At 63.4% G+C, this 17,283-nt stretch carries 15 protein-coding genes; 7 read left to right on the forward strand and 8 right to left on the reverse strand.

The genetic code is table 11. The features are described from left to right. Positions 1–138: 138 nt before the first annotated feature. Positions 139–1,278, reverse strand: a complete 1,140-nt coding sequence (locus J3B00_RS24595) for a polysaccharide deacetylase family protein (RefSeq protein ID WP_209873436.1) — start codon at positions 1,276–1,278, stop codon at positions 139–141. A 136-nt stretch (positions 1,279–1,414) separates the two neighbouring features. Here J3B00_RS24595 and yaaA point away from each other — a divergent pair, with 136 nt between their 5' ends. After that, on the forward strand, positions 1,415–2,194 hold the full coding sequence (gene yaaA, locus J3B00_RS24600) for a peroxide stress protein YaaA (protein ID WP_209873440.1): 780 nt from the start codon (positions 1,415–1,417) through the stop codon (positions 2,192–2,194). Positions 2,195–2,326: 132 nt separating this feature from the next. Here the strand turns inward: yaaA and J3B00_RS24605 are convergent, their stop codons facing one another. The 7 genes from J3B00_RS24605 to J3B00_RS24635 form a co-directional block, all read right to left on the reverse strand. Next, a complete protein-coding gene (locus J3B00_RS24605; protein WP_209873443.1) occupies positions 2,327–2,542 on the reverse strand; it encodes a hypothetical protein in 216 nt (71 codons plus the stop codon). Next, the gene (locus tag J3B00_RS24610) at positions 2,539–2,931 is read right to left on the reverse strand and encodes a biotin/lipoyl-binding protein (RefSeq protein ID WP_209873445.1); all 393 of its coding nucleotides are present in this window, start codon (positions 2,929–2,931) and stop codon (positions 2,539–2,541) included. Before J3B00_RS24610 ends, J3B00_RS24605 begins: the two co-directional genes overlap by 4 nt. Further along, positions 2,924–4,387, reverse strand: coding sequence for a TolC family protein (locus tag J3B00_RS24615; RefSeq protein WP_209873447.1), 1,464 nt, complete (start codon positions 4,385–4,387; stop codon positions 2,924–2,926). The genes J3B00_RS24610 and J3B00_RS24615 overlap by 8 nt, the downstream gene beginning before the upstream one ends. Next, on the reverse strand, positions 4,380–5,558 hold the full coding sequence (locus J3B00_RS24620) for an ABC transporter permease (RefSeq protein WP_209873449.1): 1,179 nt from the start codon (positions 5,556–5,558) through the stop codon (positions 4,380–4,382). The genes J3B00_RS24615 and J3B00_RS24620 overlap by 8 nt, the downstream gene beginning before the upstream one ends. Continuing rightward, a complete protein-coding gene (locus tag J3B00_RS24625; protein WP_209873453.1) occupies positions 5,548–6,213 on the reverse strand; it encodes an ABC transporter ATP-binding protein in 666 nt (221 codons plus the stop codon). Before J3B00_RS24625 ends, J3B00_RS24620 begins: the two co-directional genes overlap by 11 nt. Continuing rightward, the gene (locus J3B00_RS24630; RefSeq protein WP_209873456.1) at positions 6,210–6,983 is read right to left on the reverse strand and encodes a hypothetical protein; all 774 of its coding nucleotides are present in this window, start codon (positions 6,981–6,983) and stop codon (positions 6,210–6,212) included. Before J3B00_RS24630 ends, J3B00_RS24625 begins: the two co-directional genes overlap by 4 nt. 114 nt (positions 6,984–7,097) lie before the next feature. Then, positions 7,098–7,523, reverse strand: coding sequence for a hypothetical protein (locus J3B00_RS24635; protein WP_209873459.1), 426 nt, complete (start codon positions 7,521–7,523; stop codon positions 7,098–7,100). A 984-nt stretch (positions 7,524–8,507) separates the two neighbouring features. On the opposite strand from J3B00_RS24635, the gene J3B00_RS24640 reads away from it, so the two are divergent. From J3B00_RS24640 to algG, 6 genes are all read left to right on the forward strand, one after another. After that, a complete protein-coding gene (locus J3B00_RS24640; RefSeq protein ID WP_209873462.1) occupies positions 8,508–9,824 on the forward strand; it encodes a UDP-glucose/GDP-mannose dehydrogenase family protein in 1,317 nt (438 codons plus the stop codon). Between the two features lie 62 nt (positions 9,825–9,886). After that, positions 9,887–11,368 carry a glycosyltransferase family 2 protein gene (locus tag J3B00_RS24645; RefSeq protein ID WP_209873465.1) on the forward strand — a complete coding sequence of 494 codons (1,482 nt, stop codon included), beginning with the start codon at positions 9,887–9,889 and terminating at the stop codon, positions 11,366–11,368. A gap of 37 nt (positions 11,369–11,405) precedes the next feature. Continuing rightward, positions 11,406–12,572, forward strand: a complete 1,167-nt coding sequence (locus J3B00_RS24650) for an alginate biosynthesis protein Alg44 (RefSeq protein WP_209873468.1) — start codon at positions 11,406–11,408, stop codon at positions 12,570–12,572. 220 nt (positions 12,573–12,792) lie between these two features. Then, the gene (gene algK / locus J3B00_RS24655; RefSeq protein WP_209873471.1) at positions 12,793–14,220 is read left to right on the forward strand and encodes an alginate biosynthesis TPR repeat lipoprotein AlgK; all 1,428 of its coding nucleotides are present in this window, start codon (positions 12,793–12,795) and stop codon (positions 14,218–14,220) included. Further along, positions 14,217–15,695: an alginate export family protein gene (locus J3B00_RS24660; RefSeq protein ID WP_209873474.1), complete on the forward strand. Its 1,479-nt coding sequence runs from the start codon at positions 14,217–14,219 to the stop codon at positions 15,693–15,695. Before algK ends, J3B00_RS24660 begins: the two co-directional genes overlap by 4 nt. Before the next feature lie 16 nt (positions 15,696–15,711). Further along, positions 15,712–17,271, forward strand: a complete 1,560-nt coding sequence (gene algG, locus J3B00_RS24665) for a mannuronan 5-epimerase AlgG (RefSeq protein ID WP_209873477.1) — start codon at positions 15,712–15,714, stop codon at positions 17,269–17,271. The last annotated feature ends 12 nt before the right edge of the window (positions 17,272–17,283 follow it).

A 17,283-nucleotide genomic window follows, 5' to 3' on the forward strand; every position in this document is an offset into this window, starting at 1 on the left:
TAAAAAGCATGACCAAAAAAAGCTTTTTTACGTATCGATGAAGTTTATTTTTCCGATTGCCTAATGGAGCTTGGCGCAGGGTGATCTGAGGACTAAAGTCATAGATCAATCCGTGTTTTTCTCACCAGATCCACTCTATCAAGAGCCCCCGCTGGCATCCTGACGCGCGTATTCCTGGCAGTCTTCCCAGCCGATCCCGCTCTGCGCAGTGCTCTGCAGCAGCCACTCCAATGCCGACTGCGCATTGGGCTGAGTGTCGTGAAACTCAATCACCCCCTTGCGCCACAACAGCATCAGGGTCACTACTCGCTGGGCCGACGCCTGCGCGGTCAAACCGCTGTCGTCCAGCGCATCGATATCCCACAGCGACACCTGCAAGCCTTGGCTGGCCATGAACGCCTCGCCATCTGCGCGTCGCTGGCCGTAGGGCGGGCGGAACAGGGGCACATACTGCTCAGGGAGGTCGGCCTGGACCCGCGCCTGGCTGCGGCGTAGCGAATCTTGCCAGCCCTGCCACTGCGCGTGGGAGCGGTACTCCCAGCCCTGGATACCCACGCATTGCCCGTCGTACAGGTCGCGCAGGTTGCTGCTGGGGCTATCACGGCGCTGCTGCAGACGGTTGCCCAGCACGAAAAAGGTGCCGCCCAGCTTTTGCCGGCGCAGGTATTCGGTCAGGCTGTCGGTGCTGCTGCCTTCAGCGCCAGGGCCACCGACAAAGGTCAGCAGGAACATCCGGTCATTGAGCTCGTCGCCATTGCGCTCGCGGCTGGACAGCCGCTCGATCTCGCTGCTGGTCTGCGGAAACAACGCGGCCTTGCGCAGTTGTTCGTAGAGATAACGCAAATGGAAGATGCGGCTCGGCTCGATCCAGCCGGCGTAGAACTCACCCACATCGGCATTGAACGTGGCGGCCTGGGTGCGCAGCTCGGCCATGGTTTCGACCGGATAACAGAACGACGCATCCTGCGCGCAACTGCGCAGCGCCTGCTGGTAGTTTTCCCACAGCCGCTGCCACATGCGTGCGCGCACGGCGCGAACCACCGTCAAATTGATCTGCCTGAGCTGCAGACGCGCTGCCAGCGCCGGCTCATCGAGCATTTCGCTCTCTTGCAGGACCTGGGCAAACGAGAGAATTTCCGCCCGCGAGGCGACATCGAACAGCGCCGGGCTGTCCAGTTGCTCAGGCCACAGGCTGCGATCAAGGCTGGCCTGCAACGGTGGAGCGGCCTCGGCGGTCAGGCTCAGCAGGCCGGCCAGCAGGACAAAGGCAATGCGCACGATCAAACTCTCCGCAACAGCGTAAGGCGCACTATAACGCGAGCCCGGCCGATGTTCTTTGACTATCGTCGGCATAGTTTGGACTTGCCCGGCCCAACCCGTAGAATCGGCCCTTACGATCCAAGGAGCCGACCCGATGCTGACGGTGATTTCCCCCGCCAAGACCCTCGACTACGACACCCCTGCGGTGACGCAGCGCTTTACCTTGCCGCAGTACCTGGACGATTCCCAGACACTGATCACCCAGCTGCGCGAGCTCAGCCCTGCACAGATCAGCGAGTTGATGCACCTCTCCGACAAGCTCGCCGGTCTCAACGTCGCGCGGTTTGGCAGCTGGACCCCAGATTTCACCCCGGCCAACGCCAAGCAGGCGCTGCTGGCATTCAAGGGCGACGTGTACACCGGGCTCGACGCCGAAAGCCTCAGCGAAGACGACTTCAGCTACGCCCAGGAGCACCTGCGCATGCTCTCCGGCCTCTACGGCCTGCTGCGCCCGCTCGACCTGATGCAGCCGTATCGGCTGGAAATGGGCACCAAACTGGCCAACGCCCGCGGCAAGGACCTCTATGCGTTCTGGGGCACGCGTATCAGCGAATGGCTGAACCAGGCGCTGGCCGATCAAGGTGACGACGTGCTGCTCAACCTGGCCAGCAACGAGTACTTCAGCGCGGTCAAGCGCAGCGCCCTGAACGCGCGAATCATCAATGTCGACTTCAAGGACTGGAAGAACGGCCAGTACAAGATCATCAGCTTCTATGCCAAGAAAGCGCGCGGCATGATGAGCCGCTTCGTGATTCAGGAGAAGGTCAACGATCCTGAGCGGCTCAAGCAGTTCGATGTGCAGGGGTATTACTACAGTGCCGAGCAGTCGAAGCCGGATCATCTGGTGTTCTTGCGCGATCATCCCGAAGATTGACGCAGTTGGGGCCGCCCTGCGCCCCTTCGCGGGGCAAGCCCGCTCCTGCAGGATCGGGTAGCGCCGCGACCTTGTGAGCGCCACCGCCCCTGCAGGAGCGGGCTTGCCCCGCGAATAGCAGCGACCCCAGCGTCACTGAATCAGTACATACCCCGCAGCCAATCCCTGCACCTCGATGCCCTGGATCACCGCCGCCCCCACGCCGACCTCCACCCTGCGCGCCGGCTGATCAGCGCCCGCCCGATACAGAACATAGCGCTCGCCCTGCTCGCCCACGCGCAATGCCTCGATCGGCACCGCCAGCCCCTGCTCATTGCGATACACCACCACCAGTACCTGGGCGCTCATCCCCAGTCGTACACCAAGTGCCAGCGGGTCCGGCTGTGCGTCGAGCTCGACGCCCGCCGACGGGTGAGCAGCTCGGCCTCGGCCTGACGCAGTTGAATATCCAGTTGCACTGTGCCAAGTATTGCCAGCGACTGCCCCGCAGCGACCCGCTCACCCGTGCTCACCAGTAACGCCTCGACCATCCCCTCGAACGGCGCCGCCACGGTGATCTGCCGGGCGGCCTGGATCCGCCCGACCACGCCCAGGCGGCGCTCGAGCAATTGCGCTTGGATAGGCAGCCAACGGCCTGGCTCAGGTGTCGCGGTGGAGGGCTGCCACGCGCGCCACAGGGCCAACCCGGCAGCGACAATGAGCAGTACCGAACACACCCGCAGCCAGCGTCTAGTCATTGAGTGCCACATCCCAACTGTCCAGCGTGGTGCCCAAGGTCAGATCGAGGTCGCTCTGGGCGTTGAGGTAGGCGATCAGGGCATCCAGCTGTGCACTCTGAGCACTGCGCAGGTCGCTCTCGAAGCTCAACACCTGGAAGTTGCTCGAACGGCCGACTGCGAGCTTCTCCTGCTCGATCTTCAGCTTGCGTCGCGACAGCGCCAACGCCCGCTCGGCGATCTCCAACTGACGCCAACCGACCTCAAGCACACGCACGGCATTGGCCACTTCACGGTGCAACTGCTGGCGGGATTCGGCCAATTGCACCTGGCCGCTGTCGACTGCCACCTGCGCCCGTATCAGAGCCTGACGACGACTGAGGTCAGTGATCGGGATCTCCAGCTGCAGTCCGAGGTAATGCTCCCAGGCCTTGCCGTCACCCGGACGCTCGCGGGCCTGGCTGGCGCCGCCGACCAACGACAGGTCCCAGCGTTGCGCGTCACGCGCAACACGCAGGTCGAGGTTGGCCTGCTGGTCGGCAATCACCTGCATCAGATAGGCCGGCTGCAGCGCTTCGGCCCGGGCCAGCGCCTGATTGGCATCGACTTTCACCTGCCGGGCCTGCGGCTGCTCGCTGGCCCACAGCGGCGTGGCCAGATCCAGCGCCAGGGCCTGCAGCAGTGCGAGACGACTGGCATGCAACTGATTGCGGCTGCCTTCCAGCGCCAGCTCCTGGCTGGCCACGTCGGCCTCGGCCTGAACGATCTCGAACGCGGCCATCCGCCCGGCGCCGATCAGGGCGCGGTTGACCTCGACAAACTGGCGGGCGCGCTGCAACGCATCGTCGGCGATCCGCAGTTGCTCCTGAGCCCGCAACAGCTCGCGATAGAGCGTGATGATGGTGGTTATCGTCTGCGCCACGGTGTCTTTGAGGGCCAGGCGATTGGCCTGCTCCGCCCATTGCGCCTGACGTAATGGCGCAGCCGCCACAGTCGGGCCAGCGCCACGCAACAGCGGCTGGATGATCACCAGGCTGGCACCGTCGCGATAGCGCGGACCAGCGCCATCCGCGCGAGTGTGGTCATAAGCCCAGTCCAGGCTCAGGCGGGTACCGTAAGGCGTCAGCAGACTGGCCGAGGGCGCCAACTCACCCTGGCGGTAGCGATCACCCTGGTTGCGGTTGCCCTGGTAGCGGGCCTTGATCGACAGCTGCGGGGCGAAGCGATCGTGCGCCACCCGCAGGTCGAACTTCTGCGCGATGCGCTCCAGGTAAGCGCTGCGAATGCCGCGGTTATCGCGCAGGCCCAGGGCAATCGCATCGCTCAGGGCCAGCTGCACCTGGGCCGCCTGGGCCGCGGCCACGGCGTTCGCCGACACCGGGCCTGCCTGGGTCGGGCGCACCGGCTGCAAGGCTTGCTCGGCAAGGGCCGCAGCGGGAAGGCCCAGCGCACAGAAGAGCAACGTCCGGCTATTCATCACGCAGCGCCGTGACGGGTTGCAGGCGCGCCGCCGACAGCGCCGGCTGCAGGCCGAAGAACACCCCGATCAGCAGTGAACTGCCCACGCCCAGTGGCAGTGACAGCGGGTCGAGGCTCAAGCGCCACCCCGACAACCAGGCGAATACCCCCGCCGCCAGCAGCCCGACCAGCGCGCCGAGTAGCGCCCCGGCGACCGCCAGCAACAGCGCCTCGAGCAGAAACAGCCAGGCAATGTCCGACGGCCGCGCGCCGAGGGCCATGCGCACGCCGATCTCGCGCCGGCGCTCGCTGACGTTCATGATCATCACGTTCATCACGCCTACCCCGCCGACCAGCAAGGCGATACCGCCGAGCCCCGCCAGCAGCCAAGTGAATACTTGCGACTGGCGGGCCATGGCCTCGAGCAATTGCTGCGGCAACTGCACCTCGACCGCCATGCGCGGCAGCTGCGCGCGCAGGTAATCACCAAGCGCTGCAGCGGCGTCGGGCAACCTCGCTGCATCGCGAGCGAGGGCCAGCACGGCGCTGACCTGCGCCGCCGACGCCAGACGGCGCATCCCCGCCAGCGGCATCAGCAGCGCATCGTCGACGGCCACCGGCAGCATGGGGTTGTAACCGTGTGGCGCGAGCACGCCGATCACTTCGAACAGGTAGCGGCCCACTTGCAGCCGGTCGCCGACCTTGGCCTCCAGCTGCCGCGCGGCGGTGGCCCCCAACAGCACATGCGGGCTGTGCCCGTCCTGCTCGACGAACAAGCGCCCGTGTCGGGCAGACAAGCCGAGCACCGTGGCCAACGCCGCCGAGCTGCCGACCGCCAGCAACGCCTCGCTGCGCCCGTCCAGGCGTGCCTCGGCGGACGCCATGGCCAATGGTGCGGCCGCGCGGATAGCCGCCGGCAACGCCGTCAGCACAAGGGCTTGCGCAGGGCCCTCCTCAGTGTCGGCCGTCGCGGACAGCGTGGCGATCATCAGCTCACTGCCCATGCCCTGGAACACCTGCTGGCTATGCATGGCCGCGCTGTGGCCGACATTCAGCAAGGCCACCACGGCGGCGCAGCCCACCGCAATGCCCAGCAGCGCCAGCCCCGCCCGCCCCCCAAGCAGGCGCAGGCTGCTCAGTGCTTCACCCAGCCGCTGCGCCCAGCGCGGCCCGTAGACCTCAGGCGGCATCCAGGCGCCCCTCGCGAACCTGGACACAGCGCTGCATCTGCCGCGCCATGGCCGGGTCATGGGTGACCATCAGCAAGGTCAGGCCGCGCTCCCGGTTGAGGGTTTTGAGCAGCTCGAGAATGTCGCTCGCGCTGCGTTCATCGAGGTTGCCGGTCGGTTCGTCGGCGAGCAGCAGGCGCGGTTCACCGACCAGCGCTCGGGCAATCGCCACCCGCTGGCGCTGGCCACCGGAAAGCTGCGCCGGGCGGTGCGCCAGCCGCGCGTGCAGGCCGACCGCCTCCAGCTGGCACTGGGCAGCAAGCCGTGCTTGCGACGGGTGGATGCCGCGGTAGCACAGCGGCAAGGCGACGTTGTCCAGCGCGCTCAGGCGCGGCAACAGGTGGAAGCTCTGGAACACGAAACCGAGGCTGCGGTTGCGCATGATCGCTCGCTGCGCGGGGCTGGCATCGGTCATGTCGTGGCCGTCGAGTAGCAGTTGGCCTTGGCAAGGGCGGTCGAGCAGGCCGATCAGGTTGAGCAGGGTGCTCTTGCCAGAGCCGGACGGGCCGATGATGGCGCAGGTCTGACCGTGGGGGACGGTGAGGGAAATATCATCGAGGATGGGCAGGCCGCCAATGCTGCGCGACACCTGTCTGAGCACGACGCTGTCGGTCATGACGGCTCTCCCTCGTCGGCATCGCCGTCGGCCATCGACTGACTGCGGTCCAGTTCCGCCCAGGGCTTCCATTCATTTGCGATCATGTCGATCAGGGAGGTATTGAACTCCGGCCAGTCGACTTCCTGTTGTGCGATCTGCAACAGGAGCTGCGCCTCATAATTGCCAAACTGCGCTTCTTCAATCGGCGGCAACGACTTGTAGTAACTCAGTATTTCTTTAAGGCCTTGTGTACTCTTGCCGGTCTGCTGATGTTCATCCCACATTTTTTGGGTGATGTACTTAGACCAGTTACCGTACTGCCTACCCGTTTCCATCATCGCCGCTCTTCGTTCGTTGACGGTGAACGACCCTCCCTCGTCATAAGCTATCAAGCTCAACTGTTCCTGCCCCATCCCTTCAAAGGGGTTTTGTCCTCGTCCGTTGAGAAAATCAGTCGCTTGCCGGGCGCTCTCCAGCCACTGTGAATCCTCGGTCTCAGGAACGTGGGCATCATGGGCAATCTTGCTGAAGTCATAGCTTGCTCCATATATTCTTTCCTTGATCGATGCCGCCACTTCGGCCAGTTCTTTTCGACTCAACTGACTATCCCTCAGCGCCGCACGCTCAGCGGCCGCACTAAGCCTCTGCGCAAGCGAAGACAGCCTTTCCGAGGCCTCACTGCCTAGGCTTGAAGGGCTGAGCGGCGTAGCCTTGGCAGCTACAATTGCTGTACCCGCTGGCGTTTCAGCGACATGCCCGACCATCCGCTGCTGCACTTTAATATCCATCACAAGACCACCCGTCAGGTTCGAAAAATTCACCCGCGCGTTAACAGTTGTTATAAGTAGCGCCCTGCCACGCAGGCGAGACAGAACGCATAACTTCAACTCTTTCGCCGCTAATTATTTCATTGTGAATTCAGCTCGCCACGAATTATCGGCTGCGATGGTTGTAATAGTGGCGGTACAGGTTGCGCCGCCACTTGGCGTCGCGGTTTTGGTCCATTCAGGCTTTTTTATGCCGCCCTGCATAACCCGAACTTGGAACGTAGTGCCGAACGCACACGTTTTACGGCCCATGGTGTATCGCACCATGGCGGCGTTGACATCTGGACTGATTATGCGTTGAACGGTGAAGGCACTGCTCGTCCCAACAGGAACTTCCTGCAGCGGTTTCGGGTTCGCAATCTGGTAGGTGCTGGACTCATTGCTGGTCACTAATTTAAGGACCGCTTTTTCCGTCCCCATATTCTTGAAGGTCACATTTACCGGAGGCCCGGCCTGCGCCATACCGGCGGCAACCAGCGAGACAGTGGCAATGAGGATCATCGAGGGTGTTTTCCCTGTGCTTGAGGTTGAAGCAGACCAGCCGCACGCTGGCCTGCCGTGCCATCGCCCCCCTCTCGTAGGGTAAGCCATGCACACAGGAGGCCGCGGGTGACGTTGGGTCCAGGGCTGCCCATCACGATCCATCGTTGGAGGGCGACTCCCGCAGGGCGTCCACCCTCTGTAACGGGCCGCAGATCAAAAACCTTAGTTTTCCAAGGGTCTTGGAGTGTTTCGGGATGTAAAGAGGGCCTTGAGCCCGAAGATTCATTTCGCCAGCACGTCAAGCAGACGGCGCCAGAAAATCGACAAACACCCGTTGATCGCCAAACGCCATAAGACCGTTCGTAGTTTTTTGACGAATTTTGAGAAAATTTTCCTCATGCTGGCATAAAACTATCCCACCCCATTTTCGCCCTTTATATACAGGGATGGCACTCCCCGGTGCCATCAGAATGAAAGTATTAAACCCTGAATAAATATTTAGAAATCATTCATTCTGCACGAACCCGTTCAGGAACTTCTCCCAGCGACTGCCGCTCATAGCACCCGTAACGATTCACGAGCGTTGAACGTGCGAGATGACTTACAGGTAACAACGGCAGGTACCAATACTTGCCCAAGGACAATTAGACAGGTGCACACGGCAACAGCCGGAGCGCCCTGTCACCAGGAGGACCGACGCGCCCCTTTAATCGTCCTAGTGGTTGATTTCAAAGGATTTATTCACTTGAAAAAACAAGCACAGCAGTTCGCCAAGTAGCGTCCTGCAATAAAGACGGCTGCAATTCAGGGCACGCCTTTTAATTATCGGCCTTTGACTGCCATTTGTGAGTGCACACTTTTTTGCGCTCCGGATTTATTCATGCCTGCGCTCGGTGAAGTGTCTATTCGCCACGACACCGTGCGCCCGAATACTGCTGGTTAATCTACCCGGTCGGCTCTTCCGTGGAGGGGCTGGCGTGATAAACACACGAGGTGAATGCGATGCGTATCAGCATCTTTGGTTTGGGTTATGTGGGTGCAGTCTGTGCAGGTTGCTTGTCGGCACGGGGCCATGAAGTGATTGGTGTGGACGTGTCCGACACCAAGATCGACCTGATCAACAAGGGCAAGTCGCCCATCGTCGAACCGGGTCTGGAGCAGCTGCTGCAGCAGGGCATCGCCAATGGCCGCCTGCGTGGCACCACCGACTTCGCCGAAGCGATCCGCGCCAGCGATGTGTCGATGATCTGCGTCGGCACGCCAAGCAAGAAAAACGGCGACCTGGGCCTGGAGTACATCGAGTCGGTGTGCCGCGAGATTGGCTATGTCCTGCGCGACAAAGACAGCCGCCACACCATCGTGGTACGCAGCACCGTGCTGCCGGGCACCGTCAAGAACGTGGTGATCCCGATCCTCGAAGACTGCTCGGGGAAGAAGGCCGGGGTCGATTTCGGCGTCGCGGTCAACCCGGAGTTCCTCCGTGAAAGTACCGCGATCAAGGACTACGACCAGCCACCGATGACTGTCATCGGTGAACTGGACAAGGCCAGCGGCGACGTCCTGCAAGCGCTGTACGAAGAACTCGACGCACCGGTGATCCGCAAGGACATCGCCGTGGCCGAAATGATCAAGTACACCTGCAACGTCTGGCACGCGACCAAGGTCACCTTCGCCAACGAGATCGGCAACATTGCCAAGGCAGTCGGCGTCGATGGCCGCGAAGTGATGGACGTGGTCTGCCAGGACAAGGTCCTCAACCTGTCGCAGTACTACATGCGCCCAGGTTTCGCCTTCGGCGGTTCGTGCCTGCCCAAGGACGTGCGCGCCCTCACCTACCGGGCCTCGAGCCTGGACGTCAAGGCACCGCTGCTCGACTCGCTGATGCGCAGCAACGAGTCGCAGGTACAAAACGCCTTCGACATCATCGAGAGCCATGACAAACGCAAGATCGCCCTGCTCGGCCTGAGCTTCAAGGCCGGCACCGACGACCTGCGCGAAAGCCCGCTGGTGGAACTGGCCGAGCGCCTGATCGGCAAAGGCTACCAGCTCAACATCTACGACCAGAACGTCGAGTACGCCCGTGTCCACGGTGCCAACAAAGACTACATCGAGTCGAAGATCCCCCACGTCTCGTCGCTGCTCAACGCCAACTTCGAGCAGGTGGTGAACGACGCCGACATCATCATCCTGGGCAACCGCGACGAGCAGTTCCGCGCCCTCGCCGACCGCGCCCCGGAAGGCAAGCAAGTGATCGACCTGGTCGGTTTCATGAGCAAGCCGACCTGCACCACCAGCCGTACCGAAGGCATCTGCTGGTAAGCCAGCCTGACGCGGGGCCGCCAGGCCCCGCTCTCTACTGAATTTCGCGACGGATGCCGAACATGCAAAGGTTCCAGACAGTGCTGTTGCAGTGCGCCGGGTGGCTGCTGTACATGAGCCTGCTCATGTTGATCGCCCTGGCCCTGCCCAGCGACATCTTCGACTCGCAGTCGAAGCACTTCATCTTCCTGGTCGGCGCTGTCGGCATCTGGCGCTACTCGATGGGCGCCACCCATTTCATCCGCGGCATGATCTTCCTCTACGGCGTCTACCCGTACCTGCGCAACAAGGTACGCAAGTTGGGTGCCGCGGCCGACCCGTCGCACGTGTACCTGATGGTCACCAGCTTTCGCATCGATGCGCTGACCACCGCCCAGGTCTACAGCTCGGTGATCCGTGAAGCGATCAACTGCGGCTACCCGACCACCGTGGTCTGCTCGCTGGTGGAGAAGTCCGACGAGCTGCTGGTGAAAAGCCTATGGGCCAAATACAACCCGCCGGCGCACGTCACCCTCGATTTCGTGCGCATTGCCGGTACCGGCAAGCGCGACGGCCTGGCCTTTGGTTTCCGCGCCATCTCGCGGATGATGCCCGACCAGCATGCGGTCGTGGCAGTGATCGACGGCGACACCGTGCTCGGTGACGGCGTGGTGCGCAAGACCGTGCCGTGGTTCAAGCTGTATCCCAATGTCGGTGGCCTGACCACCAACGAATTCTGCGAAGTGCGCGGCGGCTACATCATGAGCGAGTGGCACAAGCTGCGCTTCGCCCAGCGCCACATCAACATGTGCTCGATGGCCCTGTCCAAACGCGTGCTGACCATGACCGGGCGCATGTCGATGTTCCGCGCCAGCGTGGTGACCAACCCCGAGTTCATTGCCGACGTCGAAAGCGACTCGCTGATGCACTGGCGCCTGGGCCGCTTCAAGTTTCTCACCGGCGACGACAAGTCCAGCTGGTTCAGCCTGATGCGCCTGGGCTACGACACCTTCTACGTGCCAGACGCAGCGATCAACACGGTCGAGCACCCGCCGGAAAAAAGCTTTCTCAAGGCCAGCCGCAAGCTCATGTACCGCTGGTACGGCAACAACCTGCGGCAGAACTCGCGCGCACTGGGCCTGGGCCTCAAGCGTCTGGGGCTGTTCACCGGCGTGGTGCTGTTCGACCAGCGCGTGTCGATGTGGACCAGCCTGCTCGGCCTGACCGTGGCGGTGATCGCCAGCCTCAAGTTCGGCATGGCCTACCTGCTGGTGTACCTGCTGTGGATCGGCATTACCCGGCTGATCCTGACGATCATGCTGCTGTGCTCGGGGCACAACGTCGGCCCGGCCTATCCGCTGATCCTCTATTACAACCAGATCGTCGGCGCGGTGATGAAGATCTACGTGTTCTTCCGCCTCGACAAGCAGTCCTGGACCCGCCAGCCAACTGCCCTCAAGCGTGACCTTGCCAGCTTTCAACAATGGTTCAACACCTGGTCCTCGCGGACCATGACCTTCTCGGCCGCGAGCATCTTCGTCGCCGTGCTGTTCATGGTCGTGTGAGCCACCCCGGATCAGATTCAACAGGAACGAAATCGCCATGAATACCGCCGTCAACGTCAATGTCGTGCATGAGTCCGAAGCCCAGCGCCAGCACGCCCGGGTCCGTATCCCCGCCAAGCTGCGCTACCTGGACGGCAACCGTGAACCGCATGAGGTCAAGGTCGACGATCTGTCCGCCGGCGGCCTGTCGTTCCATGCCAAGCAGGCGCTGCCGATCGGCGAAATACGCCGTGGCCGGCTGCAATTCGTGGTCGACAACCTCGGCCTGTCGATGGACATCGAGTTCCTCGTGCGCTCCAGCGACGCCAGCACCGGCCGTACCGGTGCCGAGTTTCAGAACCTGGAACAACGTGACATCGCCACCCTGCGCCACATCATCACCTCGCACCTGTCGGGCGAGCTGATTACCGCCGGCGACGTGCTCAGCACCCTGCAGCGCGACAACTTCACCAAAGCGCGCAAGCAGAAGGACGGCGGCTCCGGCCTCAGCGCCTTTGGCCGCCTGCGGGCGGTGACGGTGACGCTTGGCGTGTTCGTGGTCGGTATCGCCGCCTTTGGCTTTGTCGCCAAGTCGCTGTACGGCATGTACTTCGTCAGCCATGCCGAAGCCGGCGTGGTTGCGGTGCCCACCACCAGCGTGACCATGCCCCGCGACGGCACGGTGAAGAGCCTGGCCGAGGTCGGCGGCCTGATCGACAAGGGCGCGCCGCTGGCGAGTTTCAGTACGAGCATGCTGGACATGCTCAAGGGCCACCTGGACGACTCGCAGCTGGAGCCGGCCAAGGTCGAAGAACTGTTCGGCAAGCAACTCGCCGGCACCCTGACCAGCCCATGTGACTGCGTCGTGGCGCGCCAACTGGTGGACGACGGCCAGTACGCCAGCAAGGGCCAGGCGATCTTCCAGCTGATCCCGCGGACCACCAACCCGATGGTCGAAGCGCGCTTCAGCTATCGCCAGTTCGATGAGGTCAAGCCGGGTACTCGGGTCAACTTCCAGGTCGCCGGCGAAGACGAGATGCGTACCGGTCAGATCGTCAGCAGTGCCAGCCTCAACAGCGAAGACCTCGCCTCCGACATTCGCGTACAGATCAAGCCTGACGGTGCCTTGCCTGCCGAATTGGCCGGGCGCCCGGCGGCGGTCAACAGTGACCGTGGTCCGTCGCTCGACTGGCTGCTCAACAAAGCCGCGGCCCGTGGGCTCTAAGAGGATCACGCCGATGAATAGCCTAGTGCCAATGCGAGGGCTGCGCCCTCGTTCGCGGGTCAAGCCCGCTCCTACAGGAGCGGCGGCGCATCCCAATGCCACAAACACCACGGCCCACGCAGGACCGGCAGCGCACCTCAATGCCACGGCCACCACAGCCCCCGCAGAACCAGCGGCGCACCGCAATGCCACAGACACCGCAGCCCCTGTAGGAGCGGGCTTGTCCCGCGAACGAGCGCGCAGCGCTCGGCCATTCACCTGGTGCTCGCTGGCATTGGCGATTTCCCTCGCCGGTTGCGCGGGCCTGCCCGACCAGCGCCTGGCCAACGAGGCCATGAAGCGCGGCGACACCGCTACTGCCGAACGCAACTACAAGGCACTGGCCGACCTCGGCTACAGCGACGCCCAAGTGGGCCTGGCCGACATCAAGGTCGCCTCGCGTGACCCGGCCCAGCTCAAGCAGGCCGAGGCCACCTACCGCGCTGCCGCCGCCACTTCGCCACGCGCCCAGGCACGCCTCGGCCGCCTGCTGGTGGCCAAGCCCGACAGCACCCAGGCCGAGCGCGAAGAAGCCGAAACCCTGCTCAAGCTCGCCGCCAAGCAGGGCGAAGGCAACACCCTGATCCCGCTGGCCATGTTGTACCTGCAGTACCCGCAGAGCTTCCCCAAGGTCAACGCCCAGCAGCAGATCGAACAATGGCGTGCCGCCGGCAACCCCGAAGCGGGCCTGGCGCAGATCCTCCTGTACCGCACCCAAGGCACCTACGACCAGCACCTGGACGACGTCGAATCCATCTGCAAGGCTGCCATCAACAGCACCGACATCTGCTATGTCGAGCTGGCCACGGTGTACCAGAAGCGCAACCAGGCCGAGCAACGCAACGCCCTGCTCGACCAGCTCAAGGCCGGCCATGCACGCGGCGCCGTCGCTGCCAGCCGGGTCGACAGCGTCGCCCGCGTACTGGCCGACCGCAGCCTCGGCCAGACCGACGAAAAAACCGCCAAGGACCTGCTCGAACAGGTCGCGCCGGCCAACCCGGCCTCCTGGGTCAGCCTCGCCCAACTGCTCTACGACTTCCCCGAGCTGGGCGACACCGACCAGTTGCTCGCCTACATCGACAAAGGCCGCGCCGCCGAACAACCCCGCGCCGAACTGCTGCTGGGCCGCCTCTACTACGAAGGCAAGACCTTGCCCGCCGATGCGCACAAGGCCGAAACCCACCTGCAGGCGGCCGCCGACGCCGGCGAAATCAGCGCCCACTACTACCTGGGCCAGCTGTACCGCCGCGGCTACCTCGGCGCGGTCGAGCCACAGAAGGCCGTCGACCACCTGCTCAGCGCCGCCCGTGGCGGCCAGCTCAGCGCCGACTACGCCCTCGCCCAGCTCTACAGCGAAGGCCACGGTATCCGCCAGAACCCTGGTAATGCCTGGGTGTTCGCCAAACTGGCGCAGGCCAACCCGACGCAGCAGTCGAGCGAAATGCTGCAACAACTCGATCAGCAACTGACGCCTGACCAGCGCAGCCAGGCCGAACGCCTGCTCGCGCAAGAGCAGCAGGCGCGCGGCAGCATGGCCCAGGGTGGCAACAGCGCCATGGCCATCGAAGCCCTGCAAGACGATGAAGACGCCGAGGATGCTTCCCTATGACGCTCAACCCTTTCGTGAAAGCCGGCATCGGCCTGAGCTTCGCCTTGCTCTGGTCGTGCCCGACCCTGGCCGACATGACCGCCGAAAAAAACTTCGGCCTGGACGTGAAGATTACCGGCCAGTCCGAAGACGACCGCGACCTGGGCACGCGCTCCGGCGGTGACGTCAACGGCCTGGGCCTCGACCTGCGCCCGTGGGTGTACGGCGAGCGCGGCAACTGGAACGCCTTCGCCATGGGCCAGGCCGTGGCCGCCACCGACACCATCGAAACCGACACCCTGCGCCAATCCGACGATGGCAGCACCATCGACACCGCTGACGACAGCCGCAAGGCCGACAAGAACTACCTCGCGCTGCGCGAGTTCTGGGTTGGCTACAACGGCTTCACGCCATACCCGGGCGAATACCTGCGCCTCGGTCGCCAGCGCCTGCGCAACGACGACGGCATGTGGCGCGACACCAATATCGAAGCGCTCAACTGGACCTTCGACACCACCCTGCTCAAGGCTGACGTCGGCGTCGCCCAGCGCTTCAGCGAGTACCGTACCGACCTCACCGAGCTGGCCCCGGAAGACGAAGACCGCACCCACCTGTACGGCAACGTCGCTGCGCAATGGACCCCCGGCCACTGGGTCGGCCTGCGCGCCCACCACAGCCATGACAGCGGTAGCCTGAAGAACCCCGGCGAGACCGTCGACGCGCTCGACAAGACCCGCACCGGCGACCTCACCTGGCTGGGCCTGGAAGCCAACAGCGACGCCTACAACTGGCGCAACGAGCACACCGTCAACTACTGGAGCAGCCTGACCTGGCTGACCGGTAATCGCGACAAACTCAGCAGCGAGCTGGTCGGCGAAGACCAGGTCGCCACCGGCAAGCAGAGCGGCGATGTCAATGCCTGGGCCACCGACCTCGGTATCCGCCTGCGCCTCGACCCGCAGTGGCAGGTCGGCGCCGCCTATGCCCGCGGCAGCGGCGGCGGTGGCAGCGACGGTTCGAACAACTTCGAGCAGACCGGCCTTGAGAGCAACCGCTCCAACTTCACCGGCACCCGCTCGCGCGTACACCGTTTCGGCGAAGCCTTCCGCGGCGAACTGGGCAACCTCCAGGCGGCGACCCTGTTCGCCTCCTGGCAGCTGCGCGAGGACTACGACGCAAGCTTCATCTACCACAAGTTCTGGCGCGTCGACGGCCAGCAGAACATCGGCTCCAGCGGCATCAACGCAGTGGTCGAGGACAACGGCATCAACCGTCCGCTGATCAATGGCGAAAAAGACCTCGGCCAGGAGATGGATGTGGTTGTCACCAAGTACTTCAAGCAAGGCCTGCTGCCAGCCTCGCTGAGCCAGTCGATCGACGAACCCTCGGCCCTGGTGCGCTTGCGTGCCGGCGTGTTCAAGCCGGGCGACGCCTATGGCAAGGAAGCGGACTCGTACATGCACCGCGCCTTTGTCGACGTGATCTGGCGCTTCTGAGCCGGGAGAGGAAACCATGAACCTGCACCCGCATCTTCGCCACAGCTTACTCGCCAGCGCCTTGCTGCTGGCCGCCGGCCTTGCCGTCGCGGCCGAGCCTGCGGTCAAGGCCAAGGAGCTGCAGCAGGCCAAGACCTACACCGTTTCCAGCGCACCGGTCGAGCCGCTGCACATGGACCCGCCCAAGCTCCCCGACCTCTCCGGCTACACCGCGCAAGCGGTGCAGAACAAGATCGAGCGCAGTCGCAAAGGCAAGGTCAGCGTGCGCCGCATGCTTCAGGAAGAGTCGCTCAAGGAGTTCATCGGCGGCGACAACAAGGCCGCCGAATGGGTCCAGCGCCAGCACGGTATTCCCCAGGCGATCTTCATCGACGATGGCCACGTCGACATGGCCCAGCTGAGCAAGCAGGTGCCTGACCGCTACCTGCGCGAAGTCTCGCCGGGGGTGTTTCTCGCGCGCCTGCCGATCGTGGTCGGGCAAAAGGGCATTCTCGAGATCGACGGCAAGGTCAAGGAGCTGCGCCTGTCCCAGGAGGGCGGTGCGTTCATGGTCAACGACGGCAAGCTGTTTGTCAGCGACACCCAGGTTACTGGCTGGCGCGAGAAGGACAACGGCCCGGCGACCTTCCGCTCGCCCAAGGAATTTCGTCCGTTCCTGCTGTCGTGGGGCGGCACCGAGACCTACATCGTCAACAGCAAGATGGCCAGCTTCGGCTACGCCAAGTCCAAGTCGTACGGCGTGAGCATCTCGCAGTACACGCCGAACATGGCCAAGCGCATGGGCCGCCCCGAGCCGACCGGCTGGATCATCGGCTCCGAGTTCAGCGACATGTGGTACGGCTTCTACTGCTACGAGACCAGCGATTTCGTGGTCAAGGACAGCACCTACCGCGACAACATCGTCTACGGCATCGACCCGCATGACCGCTCGCACCGGCTGATCATCGCCGGCAACACGGTGCACGGGACCAAGAAGAAGCACGGCATCATCGTTTCGCGTGAGGTCAACGACAGCTGGATCTTCAACAACAAGAGCTACGACAACAAGCTCTCCGGCGTGGTGATCGACCGTAACAGCGTCAACAACCTGATCGCCTACAACGAGATCTACCGCAACCACACCGACGGCATCACCTTGTACGAGAGCGGCGACAACCTGATCTGGGGCAACAAGCTGATCAACAACCGTCGCCACGGCATTCGCGTGCGCAACAGCGTCAACATCCGCCTGTACGAGAACATCGCCATGGCCAACGGCCTGGTCGGGGTCTACGGGCACATCAAGGATTTGTCCGACACCGACCGCGACATCGCCCTCGACCCGTTTGACACCAAGGTCTCGCTGATCGTCGTTGGCGGTGAGCTGACCGCCAACGGCTCCGGCCCCTTGTCGATCGACTCGCCGCTGTCGGTCGAGCTGTACAAGGTCGCCATGCTCGCCCCGCGCAAGTCCAATGGCATCAGCCTCAACGGCGTGCTCGGCGAGCGCCAGGACGAAATCCTCGACCTGCTGGTGCGCCAGCAGAAGGCCGTGCTGATCGACCCGGTCGAACGCCAGACCGAAATGATCGATTAAGGAAGCGATGAC

The organism is Pseudomonas sp. BP8 (assembly GCF_017875955.1).
In the GTDB taxonomy this organism is placed as follows: domain Bacteria; phylum Pseudomonadota; class Gammaproteobacteria; order Pseudomonadales; family Pseudomonadaceae; genus Aquipseudomonas.